The organism is Variovorax sp. GW821-FHT06D12 (genome assembly GCF_059419205.1).
This window is the reverse complement of sequence record NZ_JBWKRI010000010.1, coordinates 130,967-151,120: the sequence shown is the minus strand read 5'-3', so window position 1 is coordinate 151,120 and position 20,154 is coordinate 130,967. Positions and strand designations below refer to the sequence as shown.

Annotated in this window: 21 protein-coding genes; 17 read left to right on the top strand and 4 right to left on the bottom strand. The window is 70.2% G+C overall.

The annotated features are described in order from the left end of the window. Positions 1–240: 240 nt before the first annotated feature. Positions 241–981, bottom strand: a complete 741-nt coding sequence (locus tag AC07SQ_RS27575; protein WP_062470956.1) for a response regulator — start codon at positions 979–981, stop codon at positions 241–243. Positions 982–1,174: 193 nt separating this feature from the next. Here AC07SQ_RS27575 and AC07SQ_RS27570 point away from each other — a divergent pair, with 193 nt between their 5' ends. Genes AC07SQ_RS27570 through AC07SQ_RS27560 form a run of 3 tightly spaced genes read left to right on the top strand, consistent with a single transcriptional unit; the run spans position 1,175 to position 4,802 of the window. After that, entirely contained in the window at positions 1,175–1,594 is a 420-nt protein-coding gene (locus tag AC07SQ_RS27570; RefSeq protein WP_307589588.1) for an organic hydroperoxide resistance protein, read from the top strand. A gap of 52 nt (positions 1,595–1,646) precedes the next feature. Continuing rightward, positions 1,647–3,011, top strand: coding sequence for an ATP-binding protein (locus AC07SQ_RS27565; RefSeq protein ID WP_495273274.1), 1,365 nt, complete (start codon positions 1,647–1,649; stop codon positions 3,009–3,011). Positions 3,012–3,038: 27 nt separating this feature from the next. Further along, positions 3,039–4,802, top strand: coding sequence for a cytochrome c biogenesis protein DipZ (locus tag AC07SQ_RS27560; protein ID WP_495273275.1), 1,764 nt, complete (start codon positions 3,039–3,041; stop codon positions 4,800–4,802). A 12-nt stretch (positions 4,803–4,814) separates the two neighbouring features. Here the strand turns inward: AC07SQ_RS27560 and AC07SQ_RS27555 are convergent, their stop codons facing one another. From AC07SQ_RS27555 to AC07SQ_RS27545, 3 genes are read right to left on the bottom strand one after another with little or no spacing between them, the layout of a single operon-like run. After that, positions 4,815–5,066, bottom strand: a complete 252-nt coding sequence (locus AC07SQ_RS27555; RefSeq protein WP_062479609.1) for a hypothetical protein — start codon at positions 5,064–5,066, stop codon at positions 4,815–4,817. A 12-nt stretch (positions 5,067–5,078) separates the two neighbouring features. Continuing rightward, positions 5,079–5,324, bottom strand: coding sequence for a hypothetical protein (locus AC07SQ_RS27550; RefSeq protein ID WP_495273276.1), 246 nt, complete (start codon positions 5,322–5,324; stop codon positions 5,079–5,081). A 9-nt stretch (positions 5,325–5,333) separates the two neighbouring features. Further along, a complete protein-coding gene (locus AC07SQ_RS27545) occupies positions 5,334–5,495 on the bottom strand; it encodes a hypothetical protein (RefSeq protein WP_495273277.1) in 162 nt (53 codons plus the stop codon). A 204-nt stretch (positions 5,496–5,699) separates the two neighbouring features. On the opposite strand from AC07SQ_RS27545, the gene AC07SQ_RS27540 reads away from it, so the two are divergent. The 14 genes from AC07SQ_RS27540 to AC07SQ_RS27475 all read left to right on the top strand — a co-directional run bounded on the left by AC07SQ_RS27540 (position 5,700) and on the right by AC07SQ_RS27475 (position 20,119). Further along, entirely contained in the window at positions 5,700–6,650 is a 951-nt protein-coding gene (locus AC07SQ_RS27540) for a LysR family transcriptional regulator (protein WP_062479604.1), read from the top strand. 157 nt (positions 6,651–6,807) lie between these two features. After that, positions 6,808–7,317 carry a cupin domain-containing protein gene (locus AC07SQ_RS27535; protein ID WP_495273278.1) on the top strand — a complete coding sequence of 170 codons (510 nt, stop codon included), beginning with the start codon at positions 6,808–6,810 and terminating at the stop codon, positions 7,315–7,317. A 23-nt stretch (positions 7,318–7,340) separates the two neighbouring features. Beyond that, positions 7,341–8,348: a hydroxyquinol 1,2-dioxygenase gene (locus AC07SQ_RS27530; RefSeq protein WP_070059783.1), complete on the top strand. Its 1,008-nt coding sequence runs from the start codon at positions 7,341–7,343 to the stop codon at positions 8,346–8,348. Between the two features lie 95 nt (positions 8,349–8,443). Next, positions 8,444–9,907 carry an aldehyde dehydrogenase family protein gene (locus tag AC07SQ_RS27525; RefSeq protein WP_495273356.1) on the top strand — a complete coding sequence of 488 codons (1,464 nt, stop codon included), beginning with the start codon at positions 8,444–8,446 and terminating at the stop codon, positions 9,905–9,907. Between the two features lie 39 nt (positions 9,908–9,946). After that, positions 9,947–10,921, top strand: coding sequence for a tripartite tricarboxylate transporter substrate binding protein (locus AC07SQ_RS27520; RefSeq protein WP_495273279.1), 975 nt, complete (start codon positions 9,947–9,949; stop codon positions 10,919–10,921). 22 nt (positions 10,922–10,943) lie between these two features. Continuing rightward, entirely contained in the window at positions 10,944–12,011 is a 1,068-nt protein-coding gene (locus AC07SQ_RS27515; RefSeq protein WP_495273280.1) for a maleylacetate reductase, read from the top strand. Between the two features lie 48 nt (positions 12,012–12,059). Continuing rightward, positions 12,060–13,313 (top strand): ABC transporter substrate-binding protein, encoded by a 1,254-nt coding sequence (locus AC07SQ_RS27510; protein WP_495273281.1) that lies wholly within the window; start codon positions 12,060–12,062, stop codon positions 13,311–13,313. Positions 13,314–13,325: 12 nt separating this feature from the next. Next, a complete protein-coding gene (locus tag AC07SQ_RS27505; protein ID WP_062479592.1) occupies positions 13,326–14,045 on the top strand; it encodes an ABC transporter ATP-binding protein in 720 nt (239 codons plus the stop codon). Continuing rightward, the gene (locus AC07SQ_RS27500; protein WP_495273282.1) at positions 14,042–14,758 is read left to right on the top strand and encodes an ABC transporter ATP-binding protein; all 717 of its coding nucleotides are present in this window, start codon (positions 14,042–14,044) and stop codon (positions 14,756–14,758) included. Before AC07SQ_RS27505 ends, AC07SQ_RS27500 begins: the two co-directional genes overlap by 4 nt. Then, on the top strand, positions 14,751–15,611 hold the full coding sequence (locus AC07SQ_RS27495; RefSeq protein WP_495273283.1) for a branched-chain amino acid ABC transporter permease: 861 nt from the start codon (positions 14,751–14,753) through the stop codon (positions 15,609–15,611). The genes AC07SQ_RS27500 and AC07SQ_RS27495 overlap by 8 nt, the downstream gene beginning before the upstream one ends. A gap of 9 nt (positions 15,612–15,620) precedes the next feature. Continuing rightward, complete coding sequence (locus tag AC07SQ_RS27490) at positions 15,621–17,216, top strand: sulfatase-like hydrolase/transferase (protein ID WP_495273284.1); 1,596 nt, start codon at positions 15,621–15,623, stop codon at positions 17,214–17,216. Between the two features lie 38 nt (positions 17,217–17,254). After that, on the top strand, positions 17,255–18,229 hold the full coding sequence (locus AC07SQ_RS27485; protein WP_495273285.1) for a Bug family tripartite tricarboxylate transporter substrate binding protein: 975 nt from the start codon (positions 17,255–17,257) through the stop codon (positions 18,227–18,229). Between the two features lie 5 nt (positions 18,230–18,234). Further along, the gene (locus AC07SQ_RS27480) at positions 18,235–19,272 is read left to right on the top strand and encodes a branched-chain amino acid ABC transporter permease (RefSeq protein ID WP_492738367.1); all 1,038 of its coding nucleotides are present in this window, start codon (positions 18,235–18,237) and stop codon (positions 19,270–19,272) included. Then, entirely contained in the window at positions 19,256–20,119 is an 864-nt protein-coding gene (locus AC07SQ_RS27475; RefSeq protein ID WP_495273286.1) for an intradiol ring-cleavage dioxygenase, read from the top strand. The genes AC07SQ_RS27480 and AC07SQ_RS27475 overlap by 17 nt, the downstream gene beginning before the upstream one ends. Positions 20,120–20,154: the final 35 nt, after the last annotated feature.

Below are 20,154 nucleotides of genomic sequence, written 5' to 3'. Positions count from 1 at the left end.
GAAGCGGCCTCAACGAAACGTGGTGTGTCGATGTCGGGCCGGGATACACAGGCATACGCAATGCCCGTTGCACGGTGAGAAGGCGGCCAACAATCCGCCCGTCATCCACTCATCGCCCGAAGGAAATCCCCATGACGCGCCCTCGCGGATTCAAGAAGCTCTGGTTCGCGCTGCTGTTCTTCGCGGGCGGGCTGGCGCACGAGGCGCGCCACCCGACCCAGTGCCAGAGCGTGGCGTCGGTCAGTCTCTCGCTTCGACCGCCGAAGCGAGCACGTAGCCTTCGCTGCGCACGGTCTTGATGTAGCGCGGCTCGCGCGCATCGTCGCGCAGGCGCTGGCGCAGCCGGCTCACGAGCAGGTCGATGGAGCGCTCGAAGAGCTCGGCCTCGCGCCCCTGCGTCAGGCTCAGCAGCTGGTCGCGGCTGAGCACCTTCTGCGGGTGGTCCAGGAACACGCGCAGCAGCCGGTACTCGGCGCCGCTCAGCGCCACCATCACGCCGGCGTCGTCGATCAGGTGGCGCGCCACCGTGTCGACCTGCCACTCGCCGAACCCCAGCTTCTGCGAGGGCTCGACGGTGCCCATGTTGGGCGGCAGCATGCGCGTGCGCCGCATCACGGCGCGGATGCGCGCCAGCAGCTCGCGCGCGGAAAAGGGCTTGGCCAGGTAGTCGTCGGCGCCCATCTCCAGGCCCAGGATGCGGTCGGCTTCCTCGCTGCGCGCGGTCAGCATGAGGATGGGCGTTGCCTTGTACTTGCCGGTGCGCAGGTCGCGGCACAGCGTGAGCCCGTCTTCGCCGGGCAGCATCAGGTCCAGGATGATCAGGTCGAAGGGCCCCGACGCCTCGAGCGCGGCGCGCATGTGGCGCCCCGTGGGCACCGCGACCACGCGCAAGCCGTTCTTCACCAGGTAGGTGGTGAGCAGTTCGCGGATGTCCCGGTCGTCGTCGACGATGAGGATGTGGTCGGAGGTCTTGGGCGTCATGGCAGGGGATGCATTGGCGGCACGGCGCCGCAGCCGCAATGTAGCGTTCCGGCGGCGCGCCGGGGGTGGCCGTGGAAACGTAGTGTGTGGATGTACGGCCCAGATACACAGGCATACAGAAGGCGATCCGGCAGGGGGTGGTCGGCCCAACAATCCGTGCGTTTTCCAACCACCCTGCATCCAAGGAACCCTCATGACCCGCATCGACAAAGTCCTCTACACCGGCAAGACCCGCACCTCCTCGGGAGGCCGCGACGGCGAGGCGCGCAGCTCCGACGGCCGCCTGGACATCAAGCTCTCGTCGCCCGGCAGCGCCGGCACCGGCACCAACCCCGAGCAGCTGTTCGCGGCCGGCTGGTCGGCCTGCTTCATCGGCGCGATGGGCAAGGCGGCCGGCAAGATGAAGGTCGCGCTGCCGCCCGACCTGGCCGTCGATGCCGAGGTCGACCTGGGCACCGCCGGCGGCGAGTACTTCCTGCAGGCGCGCCTGAACGTGAGCCTGCCGGGCCTGGACCGCGAGGTGGCGCAGGCCCTCACCGAGGCCGCGCACCAGACCTGCCCCTATTCCAAGGCGACCCGAGGCAACATCGACGTTGCCATCCACCTGGTGTGAGCCCGCTGCGCCGATGACGCATCGCCACGCCGCCTGACCGAAGAAGCTGTCCATGTCCACTTCCGCGAATCCCGTTGCGAATCCGAGCGGTACCGCGCCGCGCTGGCGCCGGCTGCTGCCCGGCTCGCTGTTCTCCCGCGTGACGCTGATCATCGTGGTGGGTCTGGCGATCGCGCAGCTGCTCACCTTCGCGGCGATCCGCTACGAGCGGAACATGGCGCTTCGCGAGCTGATGATGATCGGCATCGAGCGCGACATCGCAAGCTCGGTCGCCATCCTCGACCGGCTCCCCGGGGCGGAGCGCGCCGGCTGGCTCGACCGGCTGGAACGGCGCAACTACCGCTTCGTGCTGGGCGGCAGCGCGCAGGGCAGCGCGCCGGCCTCGGAGGCCTCGCAGCAGTTTGCCGCGGCCATCGTCGATGCGATGCGCCCGTTCCCGGTCGTCAAGGTCGGCGAGGTGGCCTGGCCGCCCGAGGGCCTGCAGATCGAGGTGCGGCTGGGCGACGGCTCGTCCGTGGTCGTGCATGCCATGCGCGTGGGCATGCCGGTGTCGGGTTGGGTGATGTGGCTGCTGGCGGGCCAGCTGCTGGTGCTGGCCGTGTGCGCCTGGGTCGCGGTGCGGCTGGTGACACGGCCGCTCGCGCAGCTGTCCGCGGCGGCCGACCAGCTCGGGCCCGACCTGAAGGGGCGCACGCTCGCGGAAGACGGCCCCACCGAAGTGGCGCACGCGGCGCGCGCCTTCAACGCCATGCAGCAGCGCATCGCGGGCTACATGGCGGAGCGCGTCGAAATCCTGGCGGCCATCTCGCACGACCTGCAGACGCCCATCACGCGGATGCGCCTGCGCACCGACCTGATGGACGACACGCACGACCGCGAGAAATTCCGCCAGGACCTGGACGCGATGAACGCACTGGTGCGCGAAGGCGTGACCTATGCGCGCACGCTGCACGGCGCCACCGAGCCGCCGCTGCGCATCGACGCCGACGCGCTGTTCGAGAGCATGGTGGCCGACTACGAAGACGTGGGCCAGCAGGTGCGGCTCGACGGCCGGGCCGGCGCGCCGATCGTGAGCCGCCCGAACGCGCTGCGCCGCATCCTGATGAACCTGATCGACAACGCGCTGAAGTTCGGCTCCGACGTGACGCTGCGCGTGCAGGCCGAAGGCGAGGGCGGCCGCCTCGTGGTGAGCGTGCTCGACAACGGCCCGGGCATTCCCCCCGACGAGCTCGACGCGGTGCTCAAGCCCTTCTACCGCGTCGAAAGCTCGCGCAACCGCAGCACCGGCGGCACCGGCCTGGGCCTGGCCATCGCGCACCAGCTGGCCATGGCGATGGGCGCCGAGCTCACGCTGCACAACCGCCCCGAAGGCGGGCTCGAGGCGCGGCTGGCCTTGGCCGCCGCGCCCGCTCGCTGAACCCGACCCCCCATCTTTCACATCCCCATGCTCATCCTCTTCATCGCCTACCTGGGCGGGGTGCTCACGATCCTGAGCCCCTGCATCCTGCCGGTGCTGCCCTTCGTGTTCGCGCGCGCCGACCGGCCGTTCCGCTCGCACGGCCTGCCGATGCTCGTGGGCATGGCGCTGGCCTTCGCCGTGGTCGCCACGCTGGCGGCGGTGGGCGGCGGCTGGATCGTCACGCTCAACGAATACGGGCGCTACGCGGCCATGGCCTTGCTCGCGCTGTTCGGTGGGACGCTGCTGTTCCCGCGCGTGGCCGAGCGCCTGAGCCGGCCGCTGGTGGCGCTGGGCCTGCGCATCTCCGATGCGCCGCAGGCCTCGGTGTTTTCTCCGCTGTGGCTGGGCGTGGGCACGGGCCTGCTCTGGGCGCCGTGCGCGGGGCCGATCCTCGGGCTGATCCTGACGGGTGCGGCGCTCAATGGCGCGAGCGTCGGCACCTCGCTGCTGCTTCTCGCCTATGCGGCCGGCGCGTGCACCTCGCTCGCGGTGGCGCTGCTGTCCGGCGGCCGGCTGCTCTCGGCGCTGAAGCGCACGCTGCCGACCGGCGACGGCGTGCGGCGCATCGCCGGTGCCGCGGTGCTGGCCGGCGTGGGCGCCATCGCGCTGGGGCTGGACACCGGCTGGCTCGCGCGCCTGTCGCTGGGCACCACGTCGACGCTGGAGCAGGCGCTGGTAGACACGCTGCGCCAAGACGCGCCGCAGGCGCAGCGCGCAGACGCCGGCTTCGTGCGCGTCGCGGACACCCGCCCGGCCCCGGTGCCCGCGCGCGAGCTCCGCGTCGAAGGCCGGCTGCCGTCGCTGGCGGGCGCGACCGAATGGATCAACTCGGCGCCGCTCACGCCCGAGGCCTTGCGCGGCAAGGTCGTGCTGGTCGATTTCTGGACCTACTCGTGCATCAACTGCCTGCGCACGCTGCCCTACGTGCGCGCCTGGGCCGAGAAGTACAAGGATGCGGGCCTGGTCGTCCTCGGCGTGCATGCGCCGGAGTTCGCGTTCGAGAAGAACCCGGCCAACGTGCGCAAGGCCGTGAAAGACCTGGGCATCGGGTTCCCGGTGGCACTGGACAACGACTTTTCGATCTGGCGCGGCTTCGACAACCAGGCCTGGCCCGCGTTCTATTTCGTCGACGCGCAGGGGCGCATCCGCCATCACCAGTTCGGCGAGAACCGCTACGACAAGGCCGAGCAGGTGATCCAGCAACTGCTGGCCGAAGCCGGGCAGGCCCGGGTCGCCGACGGGCTGGTCGCGCCGCAGGGGCAGGGCACCCAGGCCGCGCCCGGCGCCGAGCCGGCGCAGTCCGGCGAAACCTACCTGGGCCATGCGCGGGCGCACGGCTTCGCGTCGCCCGGCGGCATCGCGCGCGACCGTGCCAAGGCCTACGAGCCCATGGCTTCCTCATTGCGCACCAACCAGTGGTCGCTGGGCGGCGACTGGACGGTGGAGGGCGAGCGGGCCGTGCTGAACCAGGCCAATGGCCGCATCGCCTACCGCTTCAAGGCGCGCGACCTGCACCTGGTGCTCGGGCCGATGGCCGACGGCAAGCCGGTGCGTTTCACGGTGCGGGTGGACGGCCAGCCGCCGCTGGCGGATCACGGCGCCGACACCGATGCCCAGGGCCACGGCGTGGTCGATGCGCAGAAGCTGTACCAGCTGGTGCGGCAGTCGGCGGGCAGCGGCAGGGAGCGCCTGTTCGAGATCGAGTTTGTCGACCCCGGCGCGCAGGCCTACGCGTTCACTTTCGGTTGAGCGGCGCCTAGGTCAGGGCGTCAGGCCCGCCGCGTTGACGGCCCGGCAGGTGTCGACCTCCTGGCGCGTGGGCAGCACGAAGCAGCGGGCGTCGGCCTCGCGGGCGACGGCTTCGCGCAGCTGGCGTTCCTGCGCGGTTTCCACCTGCAGCTCGACCAGCCACTTCATGAGCAGCGCCATCACGATCAGCAGCACCACGGAGGCCGCCAGCAGGGTCGTGCGCCAGCTCTGGACGCGGAAGACGGAAGCGTTCGAAGTACTCATCGCGTGCGGTCCTCAGCTCGACAGCTGCGGAAAGATCCAGATGCTCATGCCGAGCACCACGCCCGCGCCCAGCGACATGGCCGCCGCAGTCGCGAACAGGCAGGCCACGAGCAGGCTCGGCACGACCACCGACATGCTCAGGAACGCGATGGCGACGAGCACATAGGCCAGCACGGGCAGCAGTGCGATGTAGGCCGGCCGCGCGGTGCCGGTCGGCATTTCGTCGGGCGTCATGTCACGCAGGAACGGGTTCAGCATGGCGGGCGATCAGCAGTTGCCCTTCTTGGCCTGGCCCGGCGGGCAGAAGTTGCCGCCCTTGTGCGCCGGCCCGGGCTCCGCACGCGGCGGCGGCGCGTGATGGTGCGCGCAGGCGCTCATGAGAACGGATGCCGCCAGCGCGAGCATCACGGTGATCGTGGATTTGGTCATGGGAACTCCCTGCTTCGATTTCTTGTGCACCTCGGGTGCTTCGGGGCAGGACAATAGTTGCCGTATTAACAATCTCACAGGGAAATGCTCACATTTGTGGGCGAATTGAGAAGGGTGCGGTCAATCTCCGAGCGGGATTGCGCAGTACTTCACACCCGTGCGGCCGACCGGCCGCCGCCGCGCAACCGCTACATTGCATGCCCCATGGACCGCCTCGAGAACATAGAGACCTTCGTGCGGGTCGCACAGACCCAGAGCTTCGCCGAGGCCGCGCGCCAGCTGCGGGTGTCGAAATCGGTGGTGACCAGCCGCGTGAAGCAGCTCGAGGACCACGTCGGCGCGCCGCTGTTCCACCGCAGCACGCGCGTGGTCCGGCTCAGCGACGTGGGGCAGGCCTTCCTGCGCGACTGCGTCGAGCTGGTCGGGCGGGCCAACGACATCATGGACCAGATGCGCGACGCCAAGGACGGGCCCACCGGCACGCTGCGCGTGCATGCGCTCACGGGCTTCGTGCTGGGGCATTTCGCGACGCTGCTGCGCGCCTTTCAGGTGAGCTTTCCGGACATCCACCTGGAGCTCATCGTGAGCGACGCGGTGGTCGACCCGGTGAAGGCGGGCGTCGATTGCGCGCTGCAGATCTTTCCGGCGGCGTCGACCGAGCTGGTGTCGCGCCCGCTGTTCCCGGTGCGCCGCGTGTTCTGCGCCACGCCCGAGTACCTGCGCGCGCACGGCCGGCCGGCGAGCCCGCGCGAGCTGCACAAGCACACGCTCGGCCTGTACTCGGGCTACCCCACGCGCGACCGCTGGACCTTCCATCACGCCGGTGAACAGGTCACGCTGTACATGAGCGCGGCGCTGCTCACCAACAGCGTCCACCTGCTGCGCGAGTACGCCATGGAGCACGCCGGCATCGTCTGCCTGCCGACGCTGGTGGCCGGCGAGGCGATCCTGCGCGGCGACCTGGAGGTGGTGCTGCCGGCGCACCAGCTGTCGTCGTTCTCGCTGAGCGCGGTGTACGCGGGCACCTCGCGCAATGCCTTCAAGCTGCGCCTGTTCATCGAGCACCTGACCCAGGCGTTCTCGAAGGTGCCGCCGTGGGACGCCGCCATGATCGAACGCGGCCTGCTACCGCCGGGCCTGATCTGGGACGCCTGACGCGAGCACGGTCCGTTCCGGGGTAAACCCTGTGCATTGAACGGATTTGCCGAACAATGCGGCCCGCGTTTCGGGCCTACCGCTCGCGCGCCCCGTTTCCTACAGTGCACACATCGCAGCCACCACGCTGCATCGTCCGGCACCTCAGGAGACACCCATGACCGTCGCATACCAGACCCGCTTCGGGTCCCTCAAGCACTTCGAGAAAGGCCACGTCGAGCCCATCGACGACGACGTGCGCCACTACGCGTTCTCCAACTGCTTCGAGATCGCCAGCATCAGCGCACCGTACGAGAAGGTCGTGTTCGGCCAGAACCAGATCTACGTGCTGGAAACGCTGCGCGCCGAAGGCACCTCGCCCTGGTTCACCTGCGCCCACGACGAGTTCGCGCTGGCGATGGATGGCGACGTCGAAGTGCACCTCGTGCAGCTCGATGCGGCCCAGGCCGTGGCCGACACCGAGAAGAACGGCGCCGTGCGCGTAGAGGGCGAGCCGCAGGGCAAGAAGATGGGCTGGATGAAGCTCTCGCGTGGCCACCAGGGCCTGCTGCCCAAGAACACGGCCTACCAGTTCCGCGTGGCCGGCGACCCCGGCGTGATCGTGCTGCAGACCTGCAAGGGCGACCTCTCCATCGAGAAGTGGGCCGACATCTGCCAGACGCACTGAACCCGCCATCCAGGAGCCACACCATGAACGCACCCGCAGAACTCGCCAAGGTCATCGCATCGCAGCCCGATGCCACGCTCGGCTACAAGGATTTTTCGCTCGGCAGCTTCGGCTTCCGCCGCGACGAGTACTTTGCCCACATCACCTGGAAGACCCGGGACGGCCGTCCCATGAGCCACACCATGGACGCCGGCAACTACCTGCGTGCGCTGATGCGCGACGTGGCCTGGGGCTTCTTCTACGGCTGGGTCAACTTCGACAACGTGTTCGGCACCATCAACCACTACGACTCGGTCGACCTGTACGCCGGCAGCTTCAACGGCACGATGAAGGACGCGGGCATCGACCTGCTCGAGAACTTCCCCACGGCGCAGATCCGCGCCACCTTCGAGGCCATGCTCGACGACTGGACCAACGAGGCCTTCGACCCCTTCGCCGCGCCGCAGGAAACCGGCTCGCCCTACGGCCGCAAGAGCGGCAACAACACCGCCAAGATCACCCGGGCGCGCGAGCTGGCCAAGCGCTGCGTGGGCCTGAAGGGCGACCTCGACCTGCGCAGCGACGCGCGCGGCGCGCCGGTCAACCGCGCTTTTGCCGACGTGCCGCAGGGCCAGCCCGAGCTGCACCCCGAGCCGGGCTTCGAGAACGAGGTGCACGCCTTCAACCTCTTCGGCTTCCTGAGCCGCTCGCAGGTCACGTGGAACCCGAGCTTCACCTCGGTGGTGAAGCACAGCTACATGTGCCCGACGACCGAGGAGCACATCCTGCCGATCATCCACGGCAACGACCGCGTCGAGTGGTTCTTCCAGATGACCGACGAGATCCACTGGGACTGCGGCGACAAGAACACCGGCAAGCCCATGGCGCGCGTGATCATGAAGGCCGGCGACATGGCCGCCATGCCCGCCTACTGCCGCCACCAGGGCTTCAGCCCCAAGCGTTCGATGCTGCTGGTGTGGGAGAACGGCTCGCCCAGCCTGGTCTACGAGATCCAGAAGGGCGAGTCGCCCGAGATCCCGGTCGAGTTCTGACCGGCCGGCCCGCCGCCGCTTCTTTCTTCCCGCCTCCCATCCATCCAGTCCTCCCCGCGCGGGGAGGGCGAGGAGAACCCATGCCTGCTCTTTCCATCCGCCACCAGCTTTTCATCGACGGCCGTTTCGTCGACGCCGAATCCGGCGAGACGCTCGCCACGCTGAATCCGCACGACAACACGCCCATCGCCCAGGTCGCGCTGGCCGGCAAGGCCGACGTCGACAAGGCCGTGGCCGCCGCCAAGCGCGCGCTCCCGAAGTGGAGCCGCATGGCCGCCGCCGACCGCGGTCGCATCCTGCTGAAGCTGGCCGACCTCATCGAGGCCAACGGCGAAGAGCTCGCGCGGCTCGAATCGCTGGACACCGGCCACCCGATCCGCGACTCGCGCCGGCTCGACGTGCCACGCACCGCCGCGTGCTTTCGCTACTTCGGCGGCATGGCCGACAAGTTCCAGGGCGAGACCATTCCGGTGGAAGAGGGCTTTCTCAACTACACGCTGCGCGAGCCCGTGGGCATCGTCGGCCAGGTGGTGCCGTGGAACTTCCCGCTCATGTTCACGAGCTGGAAGATGGCGCCCGCGCTGGCGGCCGGCAACTGCATCGTGATGAAACCGGCCGAGATCACGCCGCTCACCTCGCTGCGCATCGCCGAGCTGATGGCCGAGGCCGGCGTGCCGCCCGGCGTGGTCAACATGCTGCCGGGCCTGGGCAGCGTGGCGGGCCAGTACATCGCCGAGCATCCCGAGATCGCCAAGATCGCCTTCACCGGCAGCACCGCCACCGGCCGGCGCATCGTGCAGGCCAGCGCGGGCAACCTGAAGAAGGTGCAGCTCGAGCTCGGCGGCAAGGGCCCCAACATCGTGTTCGAGGACGCCAACCTGCAGGCCGCCGTGAACGGCAGCGCCTGGGCCATCTTCCACAACCAGGGCCAGGCCTGCATCGCGGGCTCGCGGCTGATGCTGCACGAGAAGATCGCCGATGCCTTCCTCGACCAGTTCATTCCGCTGGCCCAATCCATCCGCCTGGGCAACCCGCTCGACGAGGCCACCGAGATGGGCCCGCTCACCAGCGCCCAGCACCGCGACCGCGTGCTGAGCTATGTCGAGGTCGCGCAGGCGCAGGGCGGCGAGGTGCTGGCGGGCGGCGGCGCGCCCGGCGGCGACCTGGCGCAGGGCTGCTATGTGCAGCCGACCGTGGTGCGTGCCCGCTCGTACCAGGACCGCGTGGCGCAGGAAGAGGTGTTCGGCCCCTTCGTCACCGTGCTCACCTTCAAGAGCGACGAAGAGGCGATGCAGATCGCCAACGGCACCGACTACGGCCTGGGCAGCGGCCTGTGGACCCGCGACCTGCAGCGCGCCCACAAGGTGGCGCGCGACCTGCACGCCGGCATGGTCTGGATCAACAGCTACAAGCGCGTGAACCCCGGCTCGCCCTTCGGCGGCGTGGGCCAGAGCGGCTACGGCCGCGAGATGGGCTTCGATGCGATGCGCGAGTACACGCAGGTGAAAAGCGTGTGGGTCAACGTCGACGCGCAGATTCCGCCGCACTTCGTGCGCTGACGTTTTCCATTTTTCTTTCCAACCCGACGGGCGCACACGATGTCTTTCTCGATCCTCTCCCGGGCCCTGGTCGCCTGCACCTTGCTGTGGGGCATGGCCGCGCAGGCCCAGGCGCCGGCCTGGCCGACCAAGCCGGTGCGGCTGGTCGTGGGCTTTCCGCCGGGCGGCATCGTCGACACCGTCGCGCGCCAGTTGCAGCCGCGCCTGCAGGCCGCGCTCGGCCAGACCGTGATCGTGGACAACCGCAGCGGCGCCGGCGGCACGCTGGCGGGGGCCGAGGTGGCCCGCGCGGCGCCCGACGGCCACACGCTGCTGATGGTGTTCGACAGCTACGCGACCTACCCGCTGGTCTATCCGAAGCTGAGCTTCGACATCGCGAAAGACCTGCAGCCCGTGACGCAGGTGGCGAGTAACCCGCTGGTGCTGGTGGTCAACCCGAAGGTCGAGGCCAAGGACTTCGTGCGCTTCGTCGGCCTGCTCAAGGCGCAGCCGGGGCGCCTGAACTACGCCAGCGTCGGGCCGGGCTCGAGCAACCACCTCACGGCCGAATACTTCAAGGCCGTGAGCGGCACCTTCGTCACGCACATCCCCTATCGCGGTGGCGGTCCGGCCCAGCAGGACCTGCTGGGCGGGCAGGTCGAGATGATGTTCCTCTCGGCCGTGCTGGCCCAGCCGCATGTCAACGCGGGCCGGCTGCGCGCCCTGGCCCAGACCGGCGCGCAGCGCGTGGCCGCCTATGCCGACGTGCCGACCGTGGCCGAGAGCGGCTACCCCGGCTTCGAGGTGAACTCGTGGGTCGGCCTGCTGGCCCCGGCCGGCACGCCGCGCGCCGTGGTCGACCGGCTGCAGGTCGAGGTGCGCAAGGTCGTGACCGAGCCCGCGTTCCAGCAGCGGCTGCGCGAACAGGGCCTGACGGGCATCGCCAACACGCCCGAGCAGTTCGCCGCCGTGCTGCGCACCGAGCAGGACAAGTGGGCCCGGCTGGTGCGCGAGCGCCGCCTGAGCCTCGAATAACCGGAAAGAAAAGGAGCGCGCCATGCACGACTTCATCCACACCACCCATCCGCAGCGCGTGGTGTTCGGCGCCGGTTCGCTGCGCCACCTGGCGCGCGAGATCGATGCGCTGGGCGCGAAAAAGGCGCTGGTGCTGTGCACGCCCGAACAGCGCCCGCAGGCCGAGCGCGTGGCGGCCTCGCTCGGTGCGCAGGCGGCCGGCCTGTTCGACCGCGCCGTGATGCACGTGCCCGTGGAAACGGCGCGCGAGGCCCGCGACCTGGCGCGCCGGCTCGGCGCCGACTGCGCCGTGGCGCTGGGCGGCGGCTCCACCACGGGGCTGGGCAAGGCCATCGCACTGGAGTCCGGGTTGCCGATCGTCGCCATTCCCACCACCTACGCGGGCAGCGAGATGACGCCGATCTACGGCCTCACCGAGAACGGCCTGAAGAAGACCGGCAAGGACCCGCGCGTGCTGCCGCGCACCGTGATCTACGACCCCGAACTGTCGCGCACGCTGCCCGTGGGCCTGAGCGTGACCAGCGGCATCAACGCCATCGCACACGCGGCCGAAGGCCTGTACGCGCAGGACAGCAACCCGGTGATGGACCTGATGGCCGAAGAAGGCATTGCTGCGCTTGCACGTGCACTGCCGGCGATCCGTCTGCAGCCCGACGACCTGGCCGCACGCTCCGACGCGCTGTACGGCACCTGGCTCTGCGGTGGCGTGCTCGGCGCGGTGGGCATGGCCCTGCACCACAAGCTGTGCCACACGCTGGGCGGCAGCTTCAACCTGCCGCACGCCGAGGTGCACACGGTGGTGCTGCCGCATGCGCTCGCGTTCAACGCACAGGCCGCGCCGCGTGCCATGGCGCGCATCGCGCGCGCGCTCGGCGGCGTGTCGACGCCGGCGGCGGTCTATGCGCTGGCGCGCGACAACGGCGCGCCGGTGGCGCTGAAGGACATCGGCATGCGCGCCGCCGACCTCGACCGCGCGGCCGACATCGCCGTCGCCAACCCGTACTGGAACCCGCGGCCCTTCGGCCCGGCCGAGCGCGACGCGATCCGCGCGCTGCTGCAACGCGCCTTCGACGGCGAGCCGCCGGGCTAGGCGCAGCGCAGGCATCGAAGACACACACGAACAACGAAGGAGACAGCCATGACATTCAACCGCAGACAGTTCACGCAGGCCGCCGCCGCGCTCGCCGCCACGGGCGCCGCGCCGCGGGTGTTCGCCGCCGACACGCTCAAGATCGGCTACGTGTCGCCGCAGACCGGGCCGCTCGCGCCCTTCGGTGAGGCCGACAAGTGGGTGATCGAGCAGATGAAGGCCGCCTTCAAGGACGGCATCAGCGTGGGCGGCAAGAAGTACGCCGTGCAGATCGTGCTCAAGGACAGCCAGTCGAACCCCAACCGCGCGGGCGAGGTGGCCAACGACCTGATCCTGAAGGACAAGGTCGCGCTGGTGCTCACGGCCGGCACGCCCGAAACCGCCAACCCGGTGAGCGACGCCTGCGAGCTCAACGAGGTGCCCTGCATCTCCAGCGTGGTGCCGTGGCAGCCCTGGTTCTTCGGCCGCAAGGGCGACCCGGCCAAGGGCTTCAACTGGACCTACCACCTGTTCTGGGGGCTCGAGGACGTCATCGCCACCTTCACCAACGGCTGGAAGACCGTGGCCACCAACAAGAAGGTCGGCGGCCTGTTCCCCAACGACGGCGACGGCAATGCCTGGGGCGACAAGGAGCTGGGCTTTCCCAAGCCGCTCGCGCAGATGGGCTTCACGCTCACCGACCCCGGCCGCTTCCAGAACGGCACACAGGACTTCAGCGCGCAGATCGCGGCCTTCAAGCGCGACAACGTCGAGATCGTCACCGGCGTGGTGATCCCGCCCGACGCCAAGACCTTCCTCACGCAGGCGCGCCAGCAGGGCTTCAAGCCCAAGGTGATCACGCTGGGCAAGGCGCTGTTGTTCCCGGGCGCCATCGAGGCGCTGGGCGACCTCGGCGAGGGCCTGTCGACCGAGGTGTGGTGGAGCCCGTCGCACCCGTTCAGCTCCAGCCTCACGCAGCAAAGCGCCAAGGCGCTGGCCGAGGCTTACGAGGCCAGCACGAAGAAGCAGTGGACGCAGCCCATCGGCTTCGCGCATGCGCTGTTCGAGGTGGCGGCGAACGCGCTGTCGCGATCGAAGTCGCTCAAGGCCGGCGACGTGCGCGACGCCGTGGCCGCGACCTCGATCAACTCCGTGGTCGGCCCCGTGAAGTGGGGCGGGCAGGGTCCGTTCAAGAACGTCAGCAAGACACCGCTGGTGCTCGGCCAGTGGGGCAAGGGCAAGCAGCGCAAGGTGGAGCTGACGCTGGTGAACAACGAGGCCGCGAAGGCGATCCCCACCGGCGGCGCGCTGCGCCTGCTCTGAGTGACGGCTGCCATGACGTTGCTGGCCTTGCACGGCGTGAGCAAGTCCTACGGGGCGCTCAAGGTCACCGACGGCATCACGCTGGCGGTGGCCGAGGGCGAGACGCTGGGCATCCTCGGGCCCAACGGCGCGGGCAAGACCACGCTGTTCAACCTGATCTCGGGCGATGCGCGCGTCGACGCCGGCCGCGTGGAATACGCGGGCCGCGACGTGACGCGGCTGCGCCCGCACCAGCGCTGCCGCGCCGGCATCGGCCGCAGCTACCAGGTGCCGCAGCCCTTCGGCCACATGAGCGTGTTCGAGAACCTCGTCACCGCCGCCTGCTTCGGCGGCCAGCAGGCCGAGCGCGAGGCCTGGGAGACGGCGCACGAGGTGCTGGCCCAGACCGGTCTGGCGCCGCACGCCAACAAGCCGGCCGGCGGGCTCACGCTGCTCGACCGCAAGCGGCTGGAGCTGGCGCGCGCGCTCGCGACCAAGCCGCGCCTGCTGCTGCTCGACGAGATCGCGGGCGGGCTCACCGAGCCCGAGGCGGCGGTGCTGGTGGCGGAACTGAAACGCATCAAGGCGCGCGGCGTGACCATGATCTGGATCGAGCACGTCGTGCATGCGCTGCTGTCGCTGGCCGACCGGCTGTTCGTCATCAACTTCGGGCAGCAGCTGGCGGAAGGCGCGCCGCGCGCGGTGATGAACGACCCCGAGGTGCGGCGCGTGTACATGGGGATCGAGGCATGAACGCGCTGCTCGACACCCACGGCCTGCAGGCCTTCTACGGCGATGCGCAGGCGCTGTTCGGCATCGACTTCACGCTGTCGGCGGGCGAGCTGGTGGCGGTCATCGGCGCCAACGGCGCGGGCAAGTCGACCTTTCTGAAAAGCCTTACGGGGCTGCTGCGCGCGCCGTCCGACGCGATCCGCTTCAAGGGCGAGCCCATCGGCGGCCTGCCGCCCGGCGAGATCGTGCGGCGCGGCCTGGCGATGGTGCCGGAAGGCCGGCGCCTGTTCCCGAGCCTGAGCGTGGAAGAGAACCTGTTGATGGGCGCGACGCCGCGCCGCGCGGGGCCGTGGAACCTGCAGCGCCTGTACGGCCTGTTCCCGATCCTGGCCGAGAAGCGGCGCCAGCCCGCCACCTCGCTGTCGGGCGGGCAGCAGCAGATGGTGGCGCTGGGCCGCGCGCTCATGAGCAACCCCGAGCTGCTGCTGTGCGACGAGCTCTCGCTCGGCCTGGCGCCGGTCGTCATCCGCGAGATCTATGCGGCCATGCCGGCCATCACGGGGGAGGGCATGACGGTCGTGATCGTGGAGCAGGACGTGCGCATGGCGCGGCAGGTGTCGCAGCGCGTGTACTGCTTTCAGGACGGGCGCGTGTCGCTCACGGGGCGCTCGGACGAACTCACGCCCGAGCAGATCTCGCAAGCCTATTTCGGCATCGAGGAATCCCATGCTTGAAACCCTGCTCCAGGGCGTGCTGCTCGGCGGCCTCTACACGCTGTTCGCGCTCGGCCAGTCGCTGATGTTCGGCGTCATGCGACTCACCAACACGGCGCAGGGCGACTTCATCATCCTGGGCGCCTTCGCGGTGATCGCCGGTGTCTCGATGACCGGCGCCGCCGTGCCGTGGGCGGTGGTGCTCGCGGTGCTGCCGCTGGCCTTCGGCTTCGGCTACCTGCTGCAGCGCCACGTGCTCAACGGCACGCTGGGCAAGGACCCGCTGCCCTCGCTGGTCGTGACCTTCGGCCTGTCGATCGTGATCCAGAACCTGCTGCTGGAGCTGTTCTCGGCCGACCCGCGCGCCATCGAGGTCGGCGCGCTGGCCACCGCGTCGGTGCCGCTGGGCGACACGCTGGCGCTGGGGGCGCTGCCGCTGGTGATCCTGGCGGTCGCGGTGGCGGCCACGGGCGCGATGCAGTGGATGTTCACGCGCACGCCGCTGGGGCGCACCTTCCGCGCGGTCTCCGATGACCGCGAGATCGCCGAGCTGATGGGGCTGAAAGCCAAGCAGGTGTATGCGCTGGCCACGGGCATCGCCTTCGTGCTGATCGCCATCGCCGGCGCGCTGCAGGGCATGCGCACCACGGTGTCGCCGTCGGACGGCCCGCTGCTGCTGCTCTTTGCCTTCGAGGCCGTGATCATCGGCGGCATGGGCTCGTTCTGGGGCACGCTGGCCGGCGCCATGATCCTGGGCATCGCGCAGCAGATCGGCTTTCGCATCGATCCGGGCTGGGGCATCTGGTTCGGCCATCTCGTGTTCCTCGCGGTGCTGGTGCTGCGGCCGCAGGGACTGTTCCCCAAGACCCGCTGACCTGCTGACATGACCGACAAGACCTCCCCCGCGCCGCTCAAGCATGTGCTGTTCATCATGTGCGACCAGCTGCGCGCCGACCACCTCTCGTGCTACGGCCATCCGCGCCTGCAGACGCCGCACATCGATGCGCTGGCCGCGCGCGGCGTGCGCTTCAGCCATGCCTATGCGCAGGGCGCGGTCTGCGGCGCGTCGCGCATGTCGACCTACACCGGGCGCTATGTCAGCAGCCACGGGACGATGTGGAACTTCGTGCCGCTGTCGGTGGGGCAGAAGACGCTGGGCGACCATCTGCGCCCGCACGGCGTGCGCTGCGCGCTGGTCGGCAAGACGCACGTCGAGGCCGACACCGGGGGCGCGCGCCGCCTGGGCATCGACCCGACGCAGGGCGCGGGCCGGCTGGCGATGGAAGGCGGTTTCGAGCCCTATGCGCGCGACGACGGCATCTGGCCGCCGGGGTTCAAGGTCACGGGCAATGCCTACTGCGACTGGCTGCGCGCGCAGGGCTACGACTCCGACAACCCCTGGCACGACTTCGCCAACTCGGGCCGCGGCCCCGACGGCGAGCTCCTGAGCGGCTGGCAGATGCGCTGGGCCGACCGGCCCGCGCACATCGCCGGCGCGCACAGCGAGACGCCCTACACGACCGAGCGCGCGATCGACTTCATGCGCGAGGCCGGCGACGCGCCCTGGGTGCTGCACCTGTCGTACATCAAACCGCATTGGCCCTACGTGGCGCCCGCGCCGTACCACGCGATGTACGGGCCCGACGACATGTTGCCCGTGGTGCGCAGCGAGGCCGAGCGCATCGACGCCCACCCGGTGGTCGAAGGCTTCCGGCGCGAGACCGTGAGTCGCAACTTCAGCCGCGACGAGGTGCGCAACATGGTGGTGCCGACCTACATGGGGCTCGTGAAGCAGGTCGACGACCAGCTCGGCCGGCTCTTCGCCTTCATGGCCGCGCAGGGGCTGGACCGCGACACGCTGGTGGTCTTCACCAGCGACCACGGCGACTACCTGGGCGACCACTGGCTGGGCGAGAAGGAGCTGTTCCACGACCCGATCGTGAAGGTGCCGCTGATCGTGGTCGATCCGCGCGCCGAGGCCGACGCGCTCCGCGGCACGGTGAGCGACGCGCTGGTCGAGTGCATCGACCTCGTGCCGACGATGCTCGACGCGCTGGGCCTGCCGCAGCCGGCCGAATGGCTCGAAGGCCAATCGCTGCGCCCGCTGCTGCACGGCCACGCCGGCGCGGCCGGCAAGGACGTGGTGGTGTGCGAGAACAGCTTCGCCTTCCGCGACGAGGTGCGCCTGCCGCTGGCCCAACCCGTCGAGCGTTGCCACATGACGATGCTGCGCACGCGCCGCTGGAAGTTCGTGCACTTCGAAGACCTGCCGCCGCAGCTGTTCGACATGCAGGCCGACCCCGACGAGCTGGTCGACCTGGGCCGCGACCCGGCCCTGGCCGCGGTGCGCGAGCAGATGCTGGGCCTGCTGTTCGACTGGCTGCGCCAGCGGCGGCGCTTTCCCACGGTGGCGCCCGAGGACATCGCGCGCTGGAACGAGCGCGAGCTGGCGGCCGGCATCCTCATCGGCGCCTGGTAGGCGAGCGCGCACCCCATTTCAAAAAAAGGAGACATCCCATGAACGCTTTTCGCCGATCTCTCGCGGCCTGCATGGCGGCAGGCGCCGTGCTCGCCACCCTCGCTCCCAGCCACGCCGCCGACACCTGGCCCAGCAAGCCCGTGCGGCTGGTGGTGGCCTTCCCGGCTGGTGCGCCAGGGGACATCGTGTCGCGGCTGATGCAGCCGGCCCTGCAGAAGGCGCTGGGCCAGCCCGTGGTGGTCGACAACAAGCCGGGCGCGGGCGGCAACATCGGCATGCAGGAGGTGGCGCGCGCCACCGACGGCCACACGGTGCTGGTCGGCCCCGACACCATGCTGACCATCAACCCGCACCTGTACCGCAAGCTCGCCATCCGTCCGATGGAAGACCTGGTGCCCGTGACCCAGCTGGCCGCGTTCAGCCAGGAGCTGGTGTGCTTTCCCGGCGCCGGCATCAAGACCCTGCCCGAGCTGCTGGCCGCGGCCCGGGCCAAGCCCATGAGCTACGCCTCGGGCGGCCCCGGCGTGCCCGGCCACATGGCCATGGAGATGCTGCTGGCCGACGCCGGCGTGCAGATGCAGCACGTGCCCTACCGCGGCCCGAGCCCGGCCATGCAGGACGTGATGGGCGGCATGGTGCCCTGCGGCTTCCTGGCCTCGCCGACGGTCGGCCCGATCATCCGCGACGGCAAGCTGGTGGCCATCGCCGTGTCCGGCAGCAAGCGCCTGGGCAGCCAGCCCACGGTGCCGACCGTGGCGCAGACGGGCATCCAGGGCTACGACGCCAGCTTCGCCGAGATGATGGCCATGCCGCGCGCCACGCCGCCGGCCGTGGTGGCGCGCCTGCAGGCCGAAGTGGCGAAGGCGCTGGCCGCGCCCGAGCTGCGCGAGCGGCTGGCCACCATGGACCTCGAGGTGGTGGCCAACACGCCCGAAGAAGCGGCGCGCCGCCTGCGCGCCGAGCACCAGCGCTGGGGCCAGGTGGCCGCGCGCGTGCAGCTGCAGCTGGACTGAGCGCCATGGCCTCCGTCGTCGTCACCATCGACACCGGCAGCAGCCGCCGCGCGGGCTGGAGCGCCGCCGCGCTGGTGGCGGTGGCCGCCACGCTGCCCTTCTGGGGCGAGCCCAGCTGGATGCGCGAGTTCGTCGAGATCGCCTGCTACTTCATCTTCGCGATGATGTGGAACCTGCTGGCCGGCTACGGCGGCATGGTCAGCATCGGGCAGCAGGCCTTCTTCGGCTTCGGCGGCTACGTGATGCTGATGCTGGGCAACTTCGCGGGTGTCAACCCGTTCGTGGCGATTCCGCTCGGGGCGCTGGCCGCGGCGCTGATCGCGGTGCCGGTGTCCTTCGTGGCGTTCCGGCTGTCGGGCGGCTACTTCGCCATCGGCACCTGGGTGATCGCCGAGGTGTTCCGGCTCAGCTTCGCCAACGTGTCGGCGGTGGGCGGCGGCTCGGGCACCACGCTCACGGCGCTGCGCGGCATCGAGCGCGCCACGCGCGAGAGCGTCACCTACTGGATGGCGCTGGGCTGCGTGGTGGCGGCGGTGTCGCTGGTCTACCTGTTCCTGCGCAGCCGCTTCGGGCTGGCGCTGCTGGCGATCCGCGACAACGAGATGGCCGCCGAATCGCAGGGCATCCCGGTGGCGCGCATGAAGCTCGCGGTGTACGTGGTGGCGGCCTTCGGCGCCGGGCTGGCGGGCGCGCTGTACTTCGTAGGCAACCTGCGCATCAGCCCCGACGCGGCCTTCGCGCCGAACTGGACCGCCTTCGCGATCTTCATGGTCGTGATCGGCGGCATCGGCCGCATCGAGGGGCCGCTGGTGGGCGCGCTGGTGTTCTGGGCGCTGAACAAGTTCCTGAGCGACTACGGCACCTGGTACCTGCTCGGCCTCGGGCTGCTGGCCATCGTGGCCACGATCTTCTTCAAGCAGGGGCTGTGGGGCTGGGCGCAGCAGCGCTGGGCCTGGTCCCTGTTCCCGACGCAGCGGCGCCTGGCGGCGGCGCACGCGCCTTCTTCCCCCCTGGAGCCCGACGCCCATGCGCAACATCGATGAACACACCATCACCGCCGCCGTGCTCGAGCGCATGGCCGGCTGCGAGGACGCACGGCTGAAGGAGGTGCTGTCGGCGCTGGTGCGCCACCTGCACGACTTCGCGCGCGAGGTGCGACTCACCGAGGCCGAGTGGGCCGCGGGCATCGACTTCCTCACCGCCACGGGCCAGAAGTGCGACGCGCAGCGCCAGGAGTTCATCCTGCTGTCGGACACCCTGGGCCTGTCGATGCTCACGGTGGCGATGAACCACGCCAAGAGCCCGCAGGCCACCGAGGCCACCGTGTTCGGCCCCTTCCACGTGGCCGGCGCGCCGCAGCTGCCGCTGGGCAGCGACATCGCGGCTGGCGCGGTGGGCGAGCCGCTGTTCGTGCAGGCCACCGTGCGCGGGCGCGACGGCGAGCCCGTCGCCGATGCGGTGGTCGACGTGTGGGAGGCCGACGCCGAAGGCTTTTACGACGTGCAGCGGCCCGGCAACCCCATGCAGGGGCGGGCGGTGCTGCGCACCGACGCGCAAGGGCGGCTGTGGTTTCGCGGCGTGGCGCCGGTGGCCTATCCGATTCCCACCGACGGGCCGGTGGGCGCCATGCTGCGCGCCACCCGGCGCCATCCGTGGCGGCCCGCGCATGTGCACTTCATGGTGCAGGCGCCGGGCTACGAGACGCTGATCACGCACGTCTTCCGCGAGGGCGATCCGTACCTCGACAGCGACGCGGTGTTCGGCGTGCGCAGCTCGCTCATCGGCGACTTCGCGGCGCATCCCCCGGGCCATGCGCCCGACGGCAGCGTGCAGGCCGGGCCGTTCCACACGCTGGACTTCGCGTTCGTGCTCGAACCGGCCGGGGGGTGAGGAGGGGGCGCGAACCGTTTCGGCGTTTCGCCGCC

What these genes read in the sequence shown, in the direction of transcription:
- AC07SQ_RS27545 (WP_495273277.1), bottom strand. Translation starts at nt 5,495, where the DNA reads ATGACCAAATCCACGATCACCGTGATGCTCGCGCTGGCGGCATCCGTT.
- AC07SQ_RS27540 (WP_062479604.1), top strand. Translation starts at nt 5,700, where the DNA reads ATGGACCGCCTCGAGAACATAGAGACCTTCGTGCGGGTCGCACAGACC.
- AC07SQ_RS27480 (WP_492738367.1), top strand. Translation starts at nt 18,235, where the DNA reads ATGGCCTCCGTCGTCGTCACCATCGACACCGGCAGCAGCCGCCGCGCG.
- AC07SQ_RS27565 (WP_495273274.1), top strand. Translation starts at nt 1,647, where the DNA reads ATGTCCACTTCCGCGAATCCCGTTGCGAATCCGAGCGGTACCGCGCCG.
- AC07SQ_RS27530 (WP_070059783.1), top strand. Translation starts at nt 7,341, where the DNA reads ATGAACGCACCCGCAGAACTCGCCAAGGTCATCGCATCGCAGCCCGAT.
- AC07SQ_RS27570 (WP_307589588.1), top strand. Translation starts at nt 1,175, where the DNA reads ATGACCCGCATCGACAAAGTCCTCTACACCGGCAAGACCCGCACCTCC.
- AC07SQ_RS27485 (WP_495273285.1), top strand. Translation starts at nt 17,255, where the DNA reads ATGAACGCTTTTCGCCGATCTCTCGCGGCCTGCATGGCGGCAGGCGCC.
- AC07SQ_RS27475 (WP_495273286.1), top strand. Translation starts at nt 19,256, where the DNA reads ATGCGCAACATCGATGAACACACCATCACCGCCGCCGTGCTCGAGCGC.
- AC07SQ_RS27560 (WP_495273275.1), top strand. Translation starts at nt 3,039, where the DNA reads ATGCTCATCCTCTTCATCGCCTACCTGGGCGGGGTGCTCACGATCCTG.
- AC07SQ_RS27555 (WP_062479609.1), bottom strand. Translation starts at nt 5,066, where the DNA reads ATGAGTACTTCGAACGCTTCCGTCTTCCGCGTCCAGAGCTGGCGCACG.
- AC07SQ_RS27550 (WP_495273276.1), bottom strand. Translation starts at nt 5,324, where the DNA reads ATGCTGAACCCGTTCCTGCGTGACATGACGCCCGACGAAATGCCGACC.
- AC07SQ_RS27520 (WP_495273279.1), top strand. Translation starts at nt 9,947, where the DNA reads ATGTCTTTCTCGATCCTCTCCCGGGCCCTGGTCGCCTGCACCTTGCTG.
- AC07SQ_RS27490 (WP_495273284.1), top strand. Translation starts at nt 15,621, where the DNA reads ATGACCGACAAGACCTCCCCCGCGCCGCTCAAGCATGTGCTGTTCATC.
- AC07SQ_RS27495 (WP_495273283.1), top strand. Translation starts at nt 14,751, where the DNA reads ATGCTTGAAACCCTGCTCCAGGGCGTGCTGCTCGGCGGCCTCTACACG.
- AC07SQ_RS27510 (WP_495273281.1), top strand. Translation starts at nt 12,060, where the DNA reads ATGACATTCAACCGCAGACAGTTCACGCAGGCCGCCGCCGCGCTCGCC.
- AC07SQ_RS27505 (WP_062479592.1), top strand. Translation starts at nt 13,326, where the DNA reads ATGACGTTGCTGGCCTTGCACGGCGTGAGCAAGTCCTACGGGGCGCTC.
- AC07SQ_RS27500 (WP_495273282.1), top strand. Translation starts at nt 14,042, where the DNA reads ATGAACGCGCTGCTCGACACCCACGGCCTGCAGGCCTTCTACGGCGAT.
- AC07SQ_RS27575 (WP_062470956.1), bottom strand. Translation starts at nt 981, where the DNA reads ATGACGCCCAAGACCTCCGACCACATCCTCATCGTCGACGACGACCGG.
- AC07SQ_RS27535 (WP_495273278.1), top strand. Translation starts at nt 6,808, where the DNA reads ATGACCGTCGCATACCAGACCCGCTTCGGGTCCCTCAAGCACTTCGAG.
- AC07SQ_RS27515 (WP_495273280.1), top strand. Translation starts at nt 10,944, where the DNA reads ATGCACGACTTCATCCACACCACCCATCCGCAGCGCGTGGTGTTCGGC.